The following is a 15,409-nucleotide window of genomic DNA, read 5'->3' as shown; positions in this document are numbered from 1 at the left end:
GTCTCGTGGGCTCGGAGATGTGTATAAGAGACAGATATTATATATATTCATTTGAAGTTCAGCTCTGTCTTAGGTAGCACCTGATACCTTTTCTTCATATATAATGCCCATTCCAATTTCCTTCATTTGTTGTAATTGTCTCTTTGGGTTCTGATCAACAAAACTTACTCGAGCATAACCTATTTTTCTCATATTCTACTCTCCTATTCTGAAACAAGTTATATGGGACACCTTGAAGTACCGTTATACCAGGTTCAATAAACCATCCCAATAGGGTTTACCCAATTGGGATTCTTCTTTTTAAAGTGTTATTAAATTCTGTATGCAAAGCTGTATTTATATGATTAATTACCATTTTACTGATATTTTATGGCGGATAAGAACAGCTACCCTGTCACTAGGCTGTTTATTAGGAAGAAATCTTTTTGCTATAATCTGTACTCATGAAAAACTTATCAAAAACGAAATGGTTATTAGGGAAATTATTAATAACGAGTGCTATCTATGCATCTCATTTCGTTTTCAAAGAATATTTGGCCATAAAAAACTGCACCTCCAATTGTTAGTTATGTCTAACAATTGAAGGTGCAGTTCCCCAATGAGGTGCTATCTTTCTATATATTTATACACGTACAGCTGTACCGCTTATCGCAACCATTAACATTCCGTCACGAACCACTTCGTAGTCTACATCGATACCAACGATTGCATTTGCTCCTTTTTGCGTCGCAAGTTGTTTCATTTCGTCCATCGCAATGTCACGAGCTTCTTTTAATTTACTTTCATATGCACCAGAACGGCCACCGACAACGTCACGAACAGAAGCGAAGATATCGCGTACGATATTTGCACCCATAATTGCTTCACCGTTTACGATGTCTACATACTCAATAATTTCTTTACCCTGAATAGTATTCGTTGTTGTTACGATCATTATTAACACACTCCTATAATTTCTAAAAATTTATTCTCGTTTCTTATAATTTTATTATTACATTTAAAAGTTAAACAAACTATCTTCTAACCTTACATTAAGATGACAGTTCTGTAAGGTTAGAAGCAAACAAGCAATATACAAAAACCTTTATTGTATATTGGGGAGTTACTTGACGTTTCGCCGTTTTCGAATCTGAATAACATTAAAAAACACAACCGATAATTGTTTTAATTAAATAAATAAGTTATTTTAGGAGGCTTTATTTTAAAAAGACATTAACTATCGAGGCTTTATGTTAATCATTAGTGAGTGTTTCTTTTTTAATACTCATATGGAAAGATAGACATTAAATCCACCTCTTCAGTTTCTTCGTTAGAATTCGTTACGACCTCGTTATGTTCAAAAGACATATTCGTTAGTATTGCAAATGCTACTAAATTTGCTAAAAAAATTTAGTAGCATCTTCTTCTCTCCTCACATTTCTTCCTATTAAATATTGCCAGGGGGAATATTTAATAGGAAGAGGAATACTTATTTTATCATTTGAAGTAAACAAATAATTGTAACAAGGGAAACCCCCTCATTTTTTGAGGGGGCTCCATCACTTCGCTTTGCTTGTCCACTTACTGTTGACATATATCGAAATATATTTCCTAATTAGCTATTGTTCTTGCTATTGTTTGCTTACTGTCTCTTACAATCGAAGGATCTGTAACAACTGAACCGTCTGTTCTCTTTACTGTATATTTTGTTACCAGTTGATATGCTGTAAATCCTGTGTTTTTACCAGGTATACTTGGAATACTCTTTTCCTCTGTTTCTTCCGTTGCATTCGTAGAAGTTTTAGTAACTTCTGTTTGTATTGTTCTTGAAACACTCGATTTAATTGATAGAGATGATTCTCCAAATTTCAATCCTAGGTCTGATCCGAAGCTCATTGCAAGCGTATCAGACATCTTTTTTTGATCTATCTCACTTACACCTGATTTAACTGTATATTTACTAGTGGCACCAGCAGGAATAATTTCTGAGCGTACTTTCTCCCAATATTCTTCTTTTACTAAGACATAATATGGTGAATTGTGTATTTTTGTATAATCACTCGCACCATTATCCTTTACCATGATAGATGGTATTAAAGATGCCCCAACAACAACAGAATTTGACGTTTGAGGTAATTGTTGATCAATAGCCCCACTTGTATTATAATCTGGAGCATTTGGTCTAGTTCCTACAGTTGGTAAGGTTGGTAATGAAAAAGTACTGCGAGCAGCTGGAATGTGAAATAACCTGTCATTATCAGAAGGATTTGATTCATCCAAATCTACATAATCTTTATATCCATACAATTCCATCCCCGCCCAAGATGCAACTTTCCCAGATCCTTGGTTTACAATTTCAAAATTATTATTTCCCTTGTCTCGTAAATACCATTGTTCATTAGCGGCACCAGTCCAACTCGTTTGTCGCAAACCCTCATTATTCATAGAGGGAAAGTGACGAACACCGTCACTACCAATGAAAGCATTACCAATCCCTACAGGTTTTCCACTATTTTTATTTACAATTGCATATGCTCCTCCATCAAGTGGGAAAAATACAAATTGTTCATTGTCACCACGGGCTCCATCCCATAGAACAATACCTGCATCATCAGATTGCCATCCTTTATATACATCCCAAGCTATGTTTGTATTAGCTGCCAAATGAATAGTATGATATTCATTATTTGCTGGAGCTGCTGCTTGACTTGAAGGAGCCCAGATAGATAGACTCATTGCTCCTACACCTAACCCTGCCATGACTTTTTTTGATATTGATTTCATAATATTTCCCCCTAGTTTTGCCGGTAAAATCCCTACAAGATTACAAAAGATGAAATTATACTGTACATTGCTTATACTTTTATTGCGAAATAAAATCACTTTTGCTATGTAGAAACTTAAAACCAATTTTGTACAGATATGATACTTTTGTGATTCGAGACCCTTAAAAATAACTGAATATTAAGAAAGTTTAAATCGACATAATGTTACTTGCAACTTTACTAAACTCCTATTTAGTGTAATTTGCCCCTTTCTTAGTGGTCGTACCAGTTATGTTATTTATTAAAACATTAAATTTCCGATGCGTATATAGTAAGATTTTGTCGTAAATAGTAGAATTTTATCTTATGTATTTGATGATTTTATTGTTACATACTTAATATGAGTGAGGGGATATTATACTAATAAAATTAATGATGAATTCTATTATAGTAATTATAATAATTATAACTTAATATATCCAATTAAAAAATAACTATATTAATTTAGATGGGGTTAGTTTTTATTTTAGAAAAATACTTATAGAATAATTTAATGGTATTACTTATACATTTAACCCTTTATTTGGATATGCATAATTGCATATTTTTCTATCAATAGAGTGTACCCTATTGATAGAAATTCTTCCCTTGATATTATTAGTCTCAGAGACTCTCAATAACACTTATCAAAAATATATGCAAAAAGAGAGGTAAAAATGGTCTATGGATACGCTCGTGTAAGTGCACAAGATCAAAATCTAGATACACAGATTGAACAGCTCATGAAATATGGAGTAGATAAAATTATTAAAGAGAAAATAAGTGGAGTTAAAAAACAAAAGCCAGAGTTAGACGCTATACTGTCAAAACTAAATACTGGTGATACTTGGGTCGTAACTAGAATGGATCGTTTAGGTCGAAATACCATTCAGCTATTACAGTTAGTAGAACAACTTCGGGAAAAGGATGTTCACTTTGCGATTTTAAATTTAGGGATAGACGCTAGAACTCCAACAGGAAAATTCTTTTTAACTGTCATGGCTGCCTTTAGTGAACTAGATCGAGAAATGATTAGAGAAAAACAACGTGCGGGAATAAAGCTAGCGAAACAAAAAGGAGTGTATAGAGGAAGATTGAAGAAATACACGGATAAGCACCCAGGTATGAATCATGCGATTGAATTAAGGAAGCATGCCAATAAAACTGTTAAGGAAATATGCCAAATTACAGGTGTGAGTCAGGCCGCCCTGTATCGTAAGTTAAAAGAACTTGAATAAAGTTCTTTTTTATTTGTGATTAAATCCCAAAGTGGCCCCTCATACCAAGAATCGTTTCCGTACCCCTATATGACACCTTACGAATAAAAAAGAACACCTCATATAAGATGGATTCCACTTTCTTGCTATTCAAAGAAATCATCATACCCCGCATTATAAATACCGATAACGGTTAGTTTGTACTCTTGATCTCCATATTTTTTTCTCTTCTCACGAACAACAGAGCTGTTTCAAAAGCTCCCTCTTAGCAGAAGTTTACTTTTGTGACAGCTCCAGTTACTCTATATATTATTTATTGCTTGTTTCTACTTGCTTGGCCTCTGTTGTTTCAGCAGCTTTTGTCAGCTTTCCTTCTTTTTCAAGCTGAGCAATCAGTTCATCTAACGTGACCCCTTTTTCTTTAGCCATTTCTTCTAAGTTGACAGTTTCACTGGATTTTGAATCTGCCGCTATTTCGGTAGCCACAGTTGTTTCAGCAGCTTTTGTCAGCTTTCCTTCTTTTTCAAGCTGAGCAGTTAGTTCATCTAACGTGATCCCTTTTTCTTTAGCCATTTCTTCTAAGTTGACAGTTTCACTGGATTTAGTATTTTCCCACATGTCGTTGTTGCTCGCAGCATATGCAGATCCTCCAACAACAGATACCCCTAGCACAAGTGTAGCAATTATTAATTTTTTCTTCATATTAAATTCCTCCTAGAATGTTTTTAACCTCTACCATACGATAGATAGATTCTATAATATTACAATTGAGCCTGCTTGCCTGCATCCTTTCTATTTGATGTTACCAGTATATAAAAATCCATGTTAAATCCTTGTTAAGAGAAACACTTCTTAAAAATTCACAAAAAAAGGCTTTAAATAAACAGGTTCAACAACCATTCAAAGCCTTTTTCATTTTCTTATTTTATTTTACCAAGTGTAATTTCGAAACAAGTACCGCCGTTCTCATTATCGGTAACTACGATGTTTCCATTGTGCTTGGTTATGATATTTTGCACAATGGAAAGTCCCAAGCCTGAGCCACCCCATTCACGAGAGCGTGATTTATCCACTCGGTAAAACGGCTCAAATATATTCCTTTTTTCCTCATCGGGGATACCAATTCCCGTGTCTTTAATTTCAACCATTACCTGCTTTTTATCCGATTTAACTTTAATAATTACCTTACCACCGTCGATATTGTATTTAATACCATTTTCAACAAGGTTATAAAACGCTCGATAAAGTAAATCTGTATTTCCGTAAACAACACTATCAGCGCAATCCAAATATAGTTTAACCTCTTGTTCATCAGCAATATGAGAAAGTTCGGAAACAATATCTTCAAAAACATCCTTCAAGCAGATGGTTCCATCCTCAAATCCATCATTCATATTTGTCATATCCAAAAGGGTAAATACAAGCTCAGATAATCGTTGTGTTTGCTTTTCAAAAACGTTAATGAGTGCATCATATTCTTCTGTAGAATGTGCGTTTTTCTTTTTAAATACATCAAGCTTTGTTTTTAAAACCGCAAGTGGCGTTCGGAGTTCATGGGCCGCATTTGCAGAAAAGCGACTTTGCATCATAAAAGCATCGTTTAGCTTATCCGTCATTTCATTAAAAGACTGCGTTAACTCAGCTATTTCATCATTGGTTGGTGGAATGTTCATCGTTTCTGATAGATTATGCACAGTCCTATTCTTAATTTGACTATTTAGTGTATCCAGTGGTTTTAACACTTTGCCCGATGCATAGTATGTCAATACGCCACCACCGAAAATGACTAAAAGCATATAAAAAACACTTTCAAACTGAAAATCCGTTCTTGCTTTTTGTGCATCTTCAGTTGGTATAGCCATCATGACATTTGGTGGCGTTTGGTGATTGTCAATAACATTGCTATCTTCACCAACTTCTAGTGCAGGTAATAGAGAGGCTGCATCAATTCTTGTTGCCATTATACCAGCATAAAAATTTAAAATTAATGTAAGCCCTATACAACAAATCATTAATAAAATTATCATCACTGCAGTAAGTCGCAGCCGAATTGGAATTTTTTTAAACATCAAGCGTCACCATCATTTTTAGTAATAAAATAACCCTCACCAATCTTTGTACGTATCGGATCATAATCTAAAAGAGCTTTCATTTTTTTTCGTAATGTAGCTATATGAACTCGAATAGCACCACTAAAGCTATCGGCATTTCCATCCCAAATGTGTTCAATCAATTCTTCTTGACTAACAACTCGTTCTTGATTAAGCAGAAAGTATTCAAGCAATGCGAATTCTTTTTTTGTGAGTATCAGTTCTTTTTCATCCACAAATGCGGTGCGTTTTGATAAATCAATATTTATATTACCGCAAGATAAAAGGCTATTTTCCTGCACAAATTTTCGCCTTAATAAATTTCTTATTCTTGCTTCCAATTCCGCAAAGGCAAATGGTTTAGTTAAATAATCATTCGCACCAATATCTAAACCTTTAACTTTGTCATTTACGCTACTTCTTGCACTAAGGATTAAGACTTTTAATTCTTTATTTTCTTCTCTTAACTTTTCTAAAACCTTTAATCCGTCCATTTTCGGAAGATTTAAGTCAAGTATTATTAAGTCATAATTTTCAACGTACGCCAGTTCATAAGCATCTTTACCATTACTACAGGTATCAACCGCATACCCTTCTATTCTAAGTCCCTCAGCGATAGCTTCCTGTAAATCCAACTCATCTTCAACAACAAGAATTCTCATACCTTAATCACCTCATTTTCATTATTATAAATAGTTGTGCGTTAAATCTATGTTAAGCAATTATTATCAAAAAATAAATTCCATCCTTGAAGGAATATATCTATGGTCACTGATTTATGCTTACAAGTGCCAAACACCTATAGTAGTGTAGCTGTCACTTTGGGCGATAAATCGTAGTGCGAGACACGCCCCACTTTTCCGTGATATCCTCACCATATCCAAAAAAGAAAATTGTACGTTTGGACACATTTCAACTTATTCTCTGTACGCTACAACATAAAATAGCCCCAAGGAAGGTGTTGCAAAAATCAACATATATGCAACATTTACCTTGAGCTTGATTTTATAGCGTAACAACGTTGCATATATTATGTTGCAAATTAATCTCCCCCAAAATGATACGATATTTGTAGCAAAATAGAAAAACAGACTTATGCAACGTTAGGAGAGCAAAAAATGAACTACGCATATATTCGAGTATCTACTCCACAACAAGATTATACATTTCAGAAAAAAGAAATTCTTACATATTGTGAAACTAACAAAATTGAGTTGTTAGAAGAATGTATTTTTGAAGAAAAGCAAAGTGGAAAAAATATGGAGAGAGAACAATTCCAATTTCTTATGCAGCGACTAAATCCAGGGGCCACACTTATTGTCTATAAATTAAATCGTTTAGGAAGAAATCTTTCTGATATGATCCGTACTCATGAAAAACTTATCAAAAACGATGTTGGGGTCATCGCTATTAATGATAACATTGATACTCGTAAGAAAGATGACATGACTACTAAAGTAATGGTTACAATCTTATCTTTATTTGCTGATATTGAACGAAACTATATACTGGAGCGAACACAGGCTGGACGTATTAAGTATGTAGAAAATGGCGGGAAACTGGGGAGAACTCCTAAAATCAATAAGTCTAAAACTGATTTGATACTCGAGTTACTTGATCAAGGAAAAACGAAACAGGAAATTGCTGATTTTTTAAATGTTGACAGAACCACTATCTATCGCACATTAAAGCGAAATGGTTATTAAGAAAATTATTCATAACGAGTGCCATCTATACTTCTATAGACTATGTACATTTTTAGAAAAAATCTTTGTTTTTGCCTAAAGACTTTATCATCATAAAAGGAGCTAAGTTCTATATCTTAGCTCCCTTATTAGCAAATTATTTAATTATAAAGGCTACGATTGCTAAAACGATACATACAATCCCACTTAATAATTGTCCTACTCCAGAACTCTGTCCATTAATTAAGAAGTTGAAAAGATTTTTTCTGGTTTGAGTTTTTCCTACGTATGCATCATACTTCTTCATTTTATATACACCCGATAAAATTAATGCTGCACCAATAACGATAAGTACTACTTTTAAAGCCACTATATTTGCCTCCACTTATTATGTATATGTTGAATTTTTCTCAATCATTTTTTAGTTGTTGTTATAATCGTGAACAATACTCGTCTATAATTTCTAAAAAATCATTATCAATTCTTATAAGTTAATTATTACATTTCACCATTAAATAAACTATCTAATAACCTTACACAAAGATGAAAGTTCTGTAAGGATAGAAGAAAACAAACAAGATATCTACAAAAGCCTGTTTTTCTTGTTGTTGATAAATATACTTTACTTTTCCCATTTCTCTTTTACAAGTAAGATCACTACTGTGCGGTCTACGTCACTACCCCACATAGCCATCAACTCTCCAGATGCTGAAAGCATCTGGAGGCCGTGGGGATCTCATTTAGCAAGTCACATTTATAAAAAATAGACTCGTTTGTATTATATTTTAAACGACTTGATAATACGTCCTTCACTGTTAAATAAAAAGTATTTCAGGTCACCATTGTAATCGAGTTGGGCTTCTCTGCCTCGATACATTACACCATCCCATTCGGCGTAATAGTTATTGCGTCCATCATTGAAAAATCCTGTTGCCATTTCTCCGTGGCGCTCAGAATTGCTAAAGAAGTAATATCGGTTACCATTTATTTCTTGAAAGCCTGTTTGCATTTCGCCTTTATCATTATAATAGTATGTTTTACCGTTAGTTTTTACAAACCCTGTCTGCGTAGCTTTTCCCCAGTCATTAAAATAATATTTTTTTCCGTCAATAGTTTCTGTACCATTCACAGTAGAAGATTTTCCATCTCTAAAATAATATTTTTCTTCACCAAATTCCTTCCAACCGGAATAGTTAATCCCATCTTCTAAACTAAAATATTTCACTGTATTACCTAATCTGCTGACCCCTAGTGGCTCAAGTGCACCATTTGGGTAAAATGGTAATGTTTTATTGTCCAAAGTAACATTAACTGTTTTGTTTAGAGCTTTTCCATCCAACCCAGAAACACGCATAAGCACACCTTTGTCGGAAAAACGAAGAGTGACACCTTGATCTTCTAAACGTAGTACATTTGTAGTAGCCTTGTAATCTTTAAAATAATAAATGTTATTATCAATTTCCTGTAAACCTTCTTTAATAATTGCTCCAGAAGCATCAGAATAGTGTAGACCAAAGGCATCTTCCTTCCATGCTGATCGTTGCAAGGCACCTTTATCATCAAAGAGGTAGTACTTATCACCAATCATAGCATCACCATTAGATCCACTATATGGTGATAATAATCTCCCGTTATTCTGAAAATAATATGTCTTACCTTCAATTTCTTGCCAATCTTTCAAGAAGAAACCATCAGAACCTGCATAATAATAATCTTTACCCTCCTTCACCCAACTGTTCTTTATCACATTTCCTGAGGGATCTTTTGCCATACCCTTTCCACTCTCATATACAAATTCTATTCCGTCATAATTCTGCCTCTCATTTTCTTTGCCCGGATACCACGCTCTTAACCAGTTATGAATTTCATTGTTGCTTTTTCCAGTGAAACGAATTTCGGATTTGAAACTCCCATCAGTACCAAATTGTTGAACATTTTGATTACCAGCCAAACTTACTCCATTCTTGTTTTTTAAATAGAACTGGAATTTATTATCATTAGAATTTCCGGTCTGAACAAGTTCAAATACTTCATCATCACCAATCGAGTCGGAATATTGAAGTGCATTTCCTTCTTTCCCTGAAAGATATTTTGAACCTGTTTTTACAACTACTTTATTCGTCCCTTTTTTATAGGGGATAATTTGATAAGGTTTACCGTCATTTAGTGCATTCCATGGTAGTGCAATAGGTGTCTCTAGGATGCTAGTACGATCCGCCAATATATCAGATAACCGATTATTAAGATCTTCACGAGCTTTAGAGTCATTCGTAACATAATTAGAAAGAACGTCTTTGCCTACTGGCTCTGAAGTAATGGTTGCTAGTATACGTTTTTCTTCTGGTAGTTTACTGAAAAGGTCTTCGTTTACATAGCGAATATCACGCAAACCGGAACTCAGAAAATAACCTGGGAATTCTTGTCGTTCAAATCTATCTGCTAAAACATTTTTACCACCGCTATTGTTACTTGTTAGATAATAGGTTTTGAAATTCGTAAGTGAAACCCCCGTATTTCCTTCATCTAATTGTTTTTGTGTAATATACAAAATATCATGTTTAGATAGTTCTGCTTCATCAGGAGTTAAGTCTACTATTGTACCAGCGTCCTTAATACGAATTTGTTCTCCATGCTTGATTGTTTTATATTCAACTTTCCCATTGGCATAAGCAATTTTAATTTTCTTGCTAAAATTTTGATCTTTATAATAATCAAACACACTAATACCAAATTCACCTTTGTTAAACGTAGGAGCTTTGTAAGCAACGTTTTCCAGACGAGCTGCATAACTGTTTTTTGCATCTTGTTGTTCTAACCATTGTCCAAATGGCTCTTTAAGAAACGCGTCATAGATATCTCCAAATGTTGTAACAATCGTTGCGAACGTATCAACATCTGCTTTCACTTTATATTCTGTTACGGGGCTTGCGCTGAATAAAATCCCCATTGCAATCCCTACAGGAAGGATTTTTCGCATACTTTTTTTTGCTTTTCCATTCATAATTGTGCTCCTCACTTTGTGCTACCCTATTTTTTTCTATTTGTTAAACTGCATTTAACGTTCCGAGGTTTATCTTAGTATAAATACCTTTCAAAAGTCTTTCATAAATGTTACAAAATTCTTACATGAATATCGTATAAAATTCCGAATTTTATACGATATTCTATATTTTTTTAGCTTGGCGCCATGCTTATTAACCGAAGATTTTTAAGTATCCCCAAACAAAATTTTCATTTGTAAAATGAATGAAGTAGTAAACCAGAAAGGCTGGCAAAATGCCAACCTTTCTGGTTTTTTGGGTCTCAATTTTCATTTTAATAAATCAATACTAACTAAAAGGAATAGTTTGTCTCGTTCTTATTATACAAAGGCCTTTTCTTCAGATATGTCATAATTACACCAATAAATAATAATAAAGGTGTAGTAACGGAAATTCCAAGTAAACCGAAACTATCTTCAACAAACCTAGGTAAGAACAGCATCCTTGAGGAAGATATGAATAGTTCCAGTACCAGAGAAAATAACTGTACGAGTAATAATCTCACACTTATGTTTTTGAGATTCATGGTGTTAAGCTCTTCGCAAAAGTGTATTTTTAGACTATATGATCGGTGGTTTACTTATGTATCAATCCTTTTATTCTTATCGGTATGTCTAAGTTTAAGAAATTACTTACAAAAGTACTGAAGTGCTTGTATGAGAAGCAATGAAATGTTTTTGTAATATTTATGAAAGACTTTTGAAAGGGATTTAAATTAAGATAAACTTACCGATAAAAATGTAAATATGTTGGAAACAGTATAAATTAGAAAGTAAGGAGCACATCCATGAAGGAAAAGATAAAGAGATGTATAAAAAAAATTCCCCCTGTAGGAATAGCGATGGGGATTGTATTCAGTTTCAACCCATTTACAAAACATAATGCGAAAGCAGACGTTGATACGTTCGCAACGATTGTTACAACATTTAGTCACACCTATGATACCTTTCTAAAAGAGCCTTTTGTTATTTCTTTATCCGAACAAAGTGCTAAAAATGATTATCTAGCTAACAATGAAAACTGTGCTTACAAAGCTCCTACTTTTAACAAAGGAGAATTTGGTATTAGTGTGTATGATTATTATAAAAACCAAAACTTTTTTAAGAGAATTAAAATTTTCTATAAAGATGGGAAAGTTGAATATAAAACGATAAAACATGGTCAACAACTTCTGATTAAGCAAGCTGGTATCATAGTGGACTTAAATCCAGATGCCTCAGATCTATATGAACGCGATGTGTATTATATTACACAAAAACAATTAGATGAAGGGAATACTGGTATTGCACTTACGAATTGGCAAACATATTACTTAAAAAGTGACAATAGTGGTCAAATGAATGGTCCTTTAGCTTTTAAATTTATTAGACAGGAGTTTCCAAATATAAAACCAGGTAGTGCTTCTTTTGACCTAGACAAACTTTTTCATGCACTACCGGGAGAGAAGCGAAAACTGGCAACGATAACTTCGAATCCAGTAAAAGAATCTGAAATTTTTAGTTATACCTCTGATGAGCTTGCTGAGATAAAGAGACATAAGCTCGCTTTCGTTACACAACATAAAAATGAAGAATGTTCTTCTATTTCTGTGAAAATTAGAAACAGGAATAACGTCTTGCGGACATGGGAGGATAGTACGCATATTTCTGCTTCATCTAATTGGATCCCAGAAGATAGGAGCATATTTACAATTATTCCAATTGAAAAAGGATCTAATAAGGTGTACATAGAAGCAAATGCAACCTATCTTACATCTGCAAATGGTGAGGTGGGCATTACAGGATTTCGTGCTTATGGACAAGTATGGACACTTGTTGATTGTGGATTAGAAGGCTTCTCTTTAAAAAATAACCACGGACAATATTTATCTGTTGATGATACATCCGTATGTCTGACTGACAATCCTGATAAAAACACTATATTTGCCATTACTATTCAAAAGGATAAATGGAATGAGTGGTTAGCTAAATGGCATTCTAGCAAATAAAATGCAAGTTGATATAACCTCTAGAAGCTTTACACACACTTTTAACGAGTAACGAACCAACAAGCCAATTTTCTGTACGTTGAGGAAATCGGCTACACAGATCCCTAAGTTGTTTTTAATCAAACTTTATTTCAAACCAAAAATAATTCGTCCTTACGTTGAGTATGTGTATTCAACGTAAGAGTCCTTTTAAATTCATATTTTAATTTTCTTGGTTAAGATAACGTATATATCTCGGCTGCCCCCCCTTATTCCCCCTTTTCGAGGGGATGGGCAAAAAATGCCCACATTAAAGTTTTTGCACCAGAAACAGATACCAAGCTTATATTACAGTATATTTTTCACGATACTGTCTAGGAGTCATGTTTGTAATTTTTTTAAAAACCCTTATAAAATAACTTTGGTCATGAAAGTTAAGCGAAGTGCAAATATCTAATAATGGATATGTAGTTAGTGTTAATAATTTTTTTGCCTCTTCTATTCGTTCCCTTTGAATATATTCACTTAAAGGAATTCCCACTTCTTTTTTAAATAATTTAGATAAATAAGTAGGGGTAATCGCCAAATGATCAGCGAGTTTATTGAGAGATATTTCATTGTAAACATTTTTTCTAATATGATTCAGGCATGCAGTAATCGTTTTTGAATACTTTTGAGCATTGTATTCTTTCACACAATCTGCAAAAGTGCGTAAAGCGTCTCCTGACAATCGCTTTACAGAGTCTACGTTATCTAGTTGTTCCATGGTTTGTATATACAAAAGACTAAGAGAAAAAGCAATATCTGATGGAAGGTTACCATCTATCGCATATCGAGTAGCTAGAGTAATCGCAATAATTCCAAGAATCTTTTGGTTCCTGAGTGGATCTACTGCTAAAATAATCCCATCACCTTCTTTTGGAATTGCATACATATATTGCAATAACTTTTCTTTATTTCCTTCTTTGATTGCTAAAAAATAATTATGTACTAATGCCATGTTGTTAGTTTCAGGATTATTTTGTCGGCGTTTTAAAATATATAAATCAGGTTTCACAATTTTATAGGAAACTTCCTCTAGCAATTTATTTTTTTCTAAAACGATATCTACATCTAACTTTTCATTAAAAATCATGTAATGTAATAAGATTCCGATATCAATTAAAGTAGTTTTTTTAATCTCAGGTAGGCACTGATAATAGGCTAGTCTTTCTTGAATTTTATTACTTGAGTTAAATTCTTTCCGAATTTTAAAGGTTATATCACCTGAGCCCTTTGGATCTATAGTGGGACCGATTATAATAGTCCCTTTTACATAATCATGATTTGCTATATGAATTAGGACGAAATTTTCAAGATAACTGTTACATCTGAAAAGTGGGAAGTTATTGGGATCATTTCCTTGATAAATGTCACTAAGATGTTCTTCTTTAGAAGAATAAAATGGACTACAAACATCATCAGAAATAGATTGATATAAGATTTTTTTGTCTGTAGATAAAATGTGAACAGGTACATTAAAGGCTTTATGTGCGAGATCACACAAGTGTTGTATGTCGATGGGATTATTCATTACCTTCTCCTTTTAATTGGATTAAATGATAAATTTTTAAATTGTTCCTTTATAGATTCATAAATTATTTGCCGTCAGGTATAACTCACGACAAAATATTACTATAAAATATCGAAATAGTACAATTCTCGACAAAATATCACTTTATTTTTTGTGAGAATCATATATTATTTATTTGTAATTAGTATCTAAATATCGAAATAGACAGGAAAAGAGTGAAAGACACTTTATCTGTGTGGAAAGAAATAGGTCTTTTTCTTGTAATTTTCTAAACGACAGTGAAATGAGCGGAGATCGTTTCTTGATTCTACAAGATCCAATCATAGAATCCGATAAAACAGTGAAGAACCTACAAAATACAAATACAGAAATAGGGGATGAACTGGCGTATACGATTCGAACAAGAAATACGCTTCTTGCTAGTCTTGTGAAAAATCTAGCCATTGCGGATACATTTCCAGAAGGATTGTAATATGTCCCAGGCACATTACAGTTAGATGGCCAAACAGTGACAGATGCAGTCGACACAGACAAGGGTGAATTTGATGCAGGAAAAGCAAACGGAAAATTTGTACATGTGACAAATCACATGTACATGGTCAAAGACGAGAATGTTGACTATTATTTTTTTGTATATTTTTTCTTTAACACTTACGGTACGTGAAATTATTATGTGCTGTATTGAAAAAGCCCCCATAGACCATAAATCTATGAGGGCGCCTAAGGGTATTTCACATTCGACTCGATTCTATTGTAGCAAGCTTTCACCAAATAGCAAAAACATAACGATCCAAAACCAAATAATCAAACGAAATGCACTCTTGAATCCTCCCCAGAGAGAAAATGTTTCCTCTTGCATTATTATCCACCTTTCCTACTTGTCTTTTGGTTCTCCAAACCATTCATACATTGCCTGTCGGCTTATAATCCATTCCTTACGTTTCCCTTCAGGATGCAAAAAATACTTCACTAAACCCTCTTGTAACATGCGTTCTAAATCATTTATTTGCTTCTCGTTCATTAAAGAAGGGCTATATTTATTCTTAATTGTCTC

General features: G+C 33.6%; 14 protein-coding genes and 1 pseudogene. 5 read left to right on the top strand and 10 right to left on the bottom strand.

The window, feature by feature from the left end:
• Positions 1-72 precede the first annotated feature (72 nt).
• From JDS80_RS29105 to JDS80_RS29095, 3 genes and pseudogenes are all read right to left on the bottom strand, one after another.
• A pseudogene (locus JDS80_RS29105) lies at positions 73-192 on the bottom strand (recombinase family protein); the annotation flags it as partial.
• A 430-nt stretch (positions 193-622) separates the two neighbouring features.
• Positions 623-934 (bottom strand): heavy metal-binding domain-containing protein, encoded by a 312-nt coding sequence (locus JDS80_RS29100; RefSeq protein WP_098058850.1) that lies wholly within the window; start codon positions 932-934, stop codon positions 623-625.
• Positions 935-1,590: 656 nt separating this feature from the next.
• The gene (locus JDS80_RS29095) at positions 1,591-2,763 is read right to left on the bottom strand and encodes an RICIN domain-containing protein (RefSeq protein ID WP_098058849.1); all 1,173 of its coding nucleotides are present in this window, start codon (positions 2,761-2,763) and stop codon (positions 1,591-1,593) included.
• A 697-nt stretch (positions 2,764-3,460) separates the two neighbouring features.
• On the opposite strand from JDS80_RS29095, the gene JDS80_RS29090 reads away from it, so the two are divergent.
• Positions 3,461-4,021 carry a recombinase family protein gene (locus JDS80_RS29090; RefSeq protein WP_199640654.1) on the top strand — a complete coding sequence of 187 codons (561 nt, stop codon included), beginning with the start codon at positions 3,461-3,463 and terminating at the stop codon, positions 4,019-4,021.
• 288 nt (positions 4,022-4,309) lie between these two features.
• On the opposite strand, the gene JDS80_RS29085 is transcribed toward JDS80_RS29090, so the two are convergent.
• The 3 genes from JDS80_RS29085 to JDS80_RS29075 all read right to left on the bottom strand — a co-directional run bounded on the left by JDS80_RS29085 (position 4,310) and on the right by JDS80_RS29075 (position 6,752).
• Complete coding sequence (locus tag JDS80_RS29085; protein WP_098058847.1) at positions 4,310-4,702, bottom strand: hypothetical protein; 393 nt, start codon at positions 4,700-4,702, stop codon at positions 4,310-4,312.
• Between the two features lie 218 nt (positions 4,703-4,920).
• Positions 4,921-6,069 (bottom strand): sensor histidine kinase, encoded by a 1,149-nt coding sequence (locus tag JDS80_RS29080; protein WP_199640653.1) that lies wholly within the window; start codon positions 6,067-6,069, stop codon positions 4,921-4,923.
• Positions 6,069-6,752 carry a response regulator transcription factor gene (locus JDS80_RS29075; protein WP_098058846.1) on the bottom strand — a complete coding sequence of 228 codons (684 nt, stop codon included), beginning with the start codon at positions 6,750-6,752 and terminating at the stop codon, positions 6,069-6,071. Before JDS80_RS29075 ends, JDS80_RS29080 begins: the two co-directional genes overlap by 1 nt.
• 456 nt (positions 6,753-7,208) lie before the next feature.
• Here JDS80_RS29075 and JDS80_RS29070 point away from each other — a divergent pair, with 456 nt between their 5' ends.
• Entirely contained in the window at positions 7,209-7,796 is a 588-nt protein-coding gene (locus JDS80_RS29070) for a recombinase family protein (RefSeq protein ID WP_199640652.1), read from the top strand.
• Between the two features lie 136 nt (positions 7,797-7,932).
• On the opposite strand, the gene JDS80_RS29065 is transcribed toward JDS80_RS29070, so the two are convergent.
• Positions 7,933-8,145: a hypothetical protein gene (locus JDS80_RS29065; protein WP_199640651.1), complete on the bottom strand. Its 213-nt coding sequence runs from the start codon at positions 8,143-8,145 to the stop codon at positions 7,933-7,935.
• 408 nt (positions 8,146-8,553) lie between these two features.
• Positions 8,554-10,776 carry an N-acetylmuramoyl-L-alanine amidase family protein gene (locus JDS80_RS29060; RefSeq protein WP_199640650.1) on the bottom strand — a complete coding sequence of 741 codons (2,223 nt, stop codon included), beginning with the start codon at positions 10,774-10,776 and terminating at the stop codon, positions 8,554-8,556.
• A gap of 827 nt (positions 10,777-11,603) precedes the next feature.
• On the opposite strand from JDS80_RS29060, the gene JDS80_RS29055 reads away from it, so the two are divergent.
• Positions 11,604-12,803, top strand: a complete 1,200-nt coding sequence (locus JDS80_RS29055; RefSeq protein ID WP_199640649.1) for a fascin domain-containing protein — start codon at positions 11,604-11,606, stop codon at positions 12,801-12,803.
• Between the two features lie 322 nt (positions 12,804-13,125).
• Here the strand turns inward: JDS80_RS29055 and JDS80_RS29050 are convergent, their stop codons facing one another.
• Positions 13,126-14,355, bottom strand: a complete 1,230-nt coding sequence (locus JDS80_RS29050; protein ID WP_199640648.1) for a helix-turn-helix domain-containing protein — start codon at positions 14,353-14,355, stop codon at positions 13,126-13,128.
• Positions 14,356-14,656: 301 nt separating this feature from the next.
• Here JDS80_RS29050 and JDS80_RS29045 point away from each other — a divergent pair, with 301 nt between their 5' ends.
• Both JDS80_RS29045 and JDS80_RS29040 read left to right on the top strand, forming a co-directional pair.
• Positions 14,657-14,827, top strand: coding sequence for a cell surface protein (locus JDS80_RS29045; RefSeq protein ID WP_242477455.1), 171 nt, complete (start codon positions 14,657-14,659; stop codon positions 14,825-14,827).
• Positions 14,828-14,863: 36 nt separating this feature from the next.
• Positions 14,864-15,019 carry a hypothetical protein gene (locus JDS80_RS29040; RefSeq protein ID WP_199640647.1) on the top strand — a complete coding sequence of 52 codons (156 nt, stop codon included), beginning with the start codon at positions 14,864-14,866 and terminating at the stop codon, positions 15,017-15,019.
• Positions 15,020-15,229: 210 nt separating this feature from the next.
• Here JDS80_RS29040 and JDS80_RS29035 read toward each other — a convergent pair.
• Positions 15,230-15,409, bottom strand: a 180-nt coding sequence (locus JDS80_RS29035) for a DNA-binding protein (RefSeq protein WP_113771060.1), incomplete at its 5' end; no start/stop codon positions are given.

It is taken from the genome of Bacillus cereus group sp. N8, from assembly GCF_016483685.1.
GTDB classification, from domain to species: Bacteria; Bacillota; Bacilli; order Bacillales; family Bacillaceae_G; genus Bacillus_A; species Bacillus_A proteolyticus.
The sequence above is the reverse complement of the archived record's forward strand: the minus strand, read 5'-3'. Positions and strand labels throughout refer to the sequence as shown.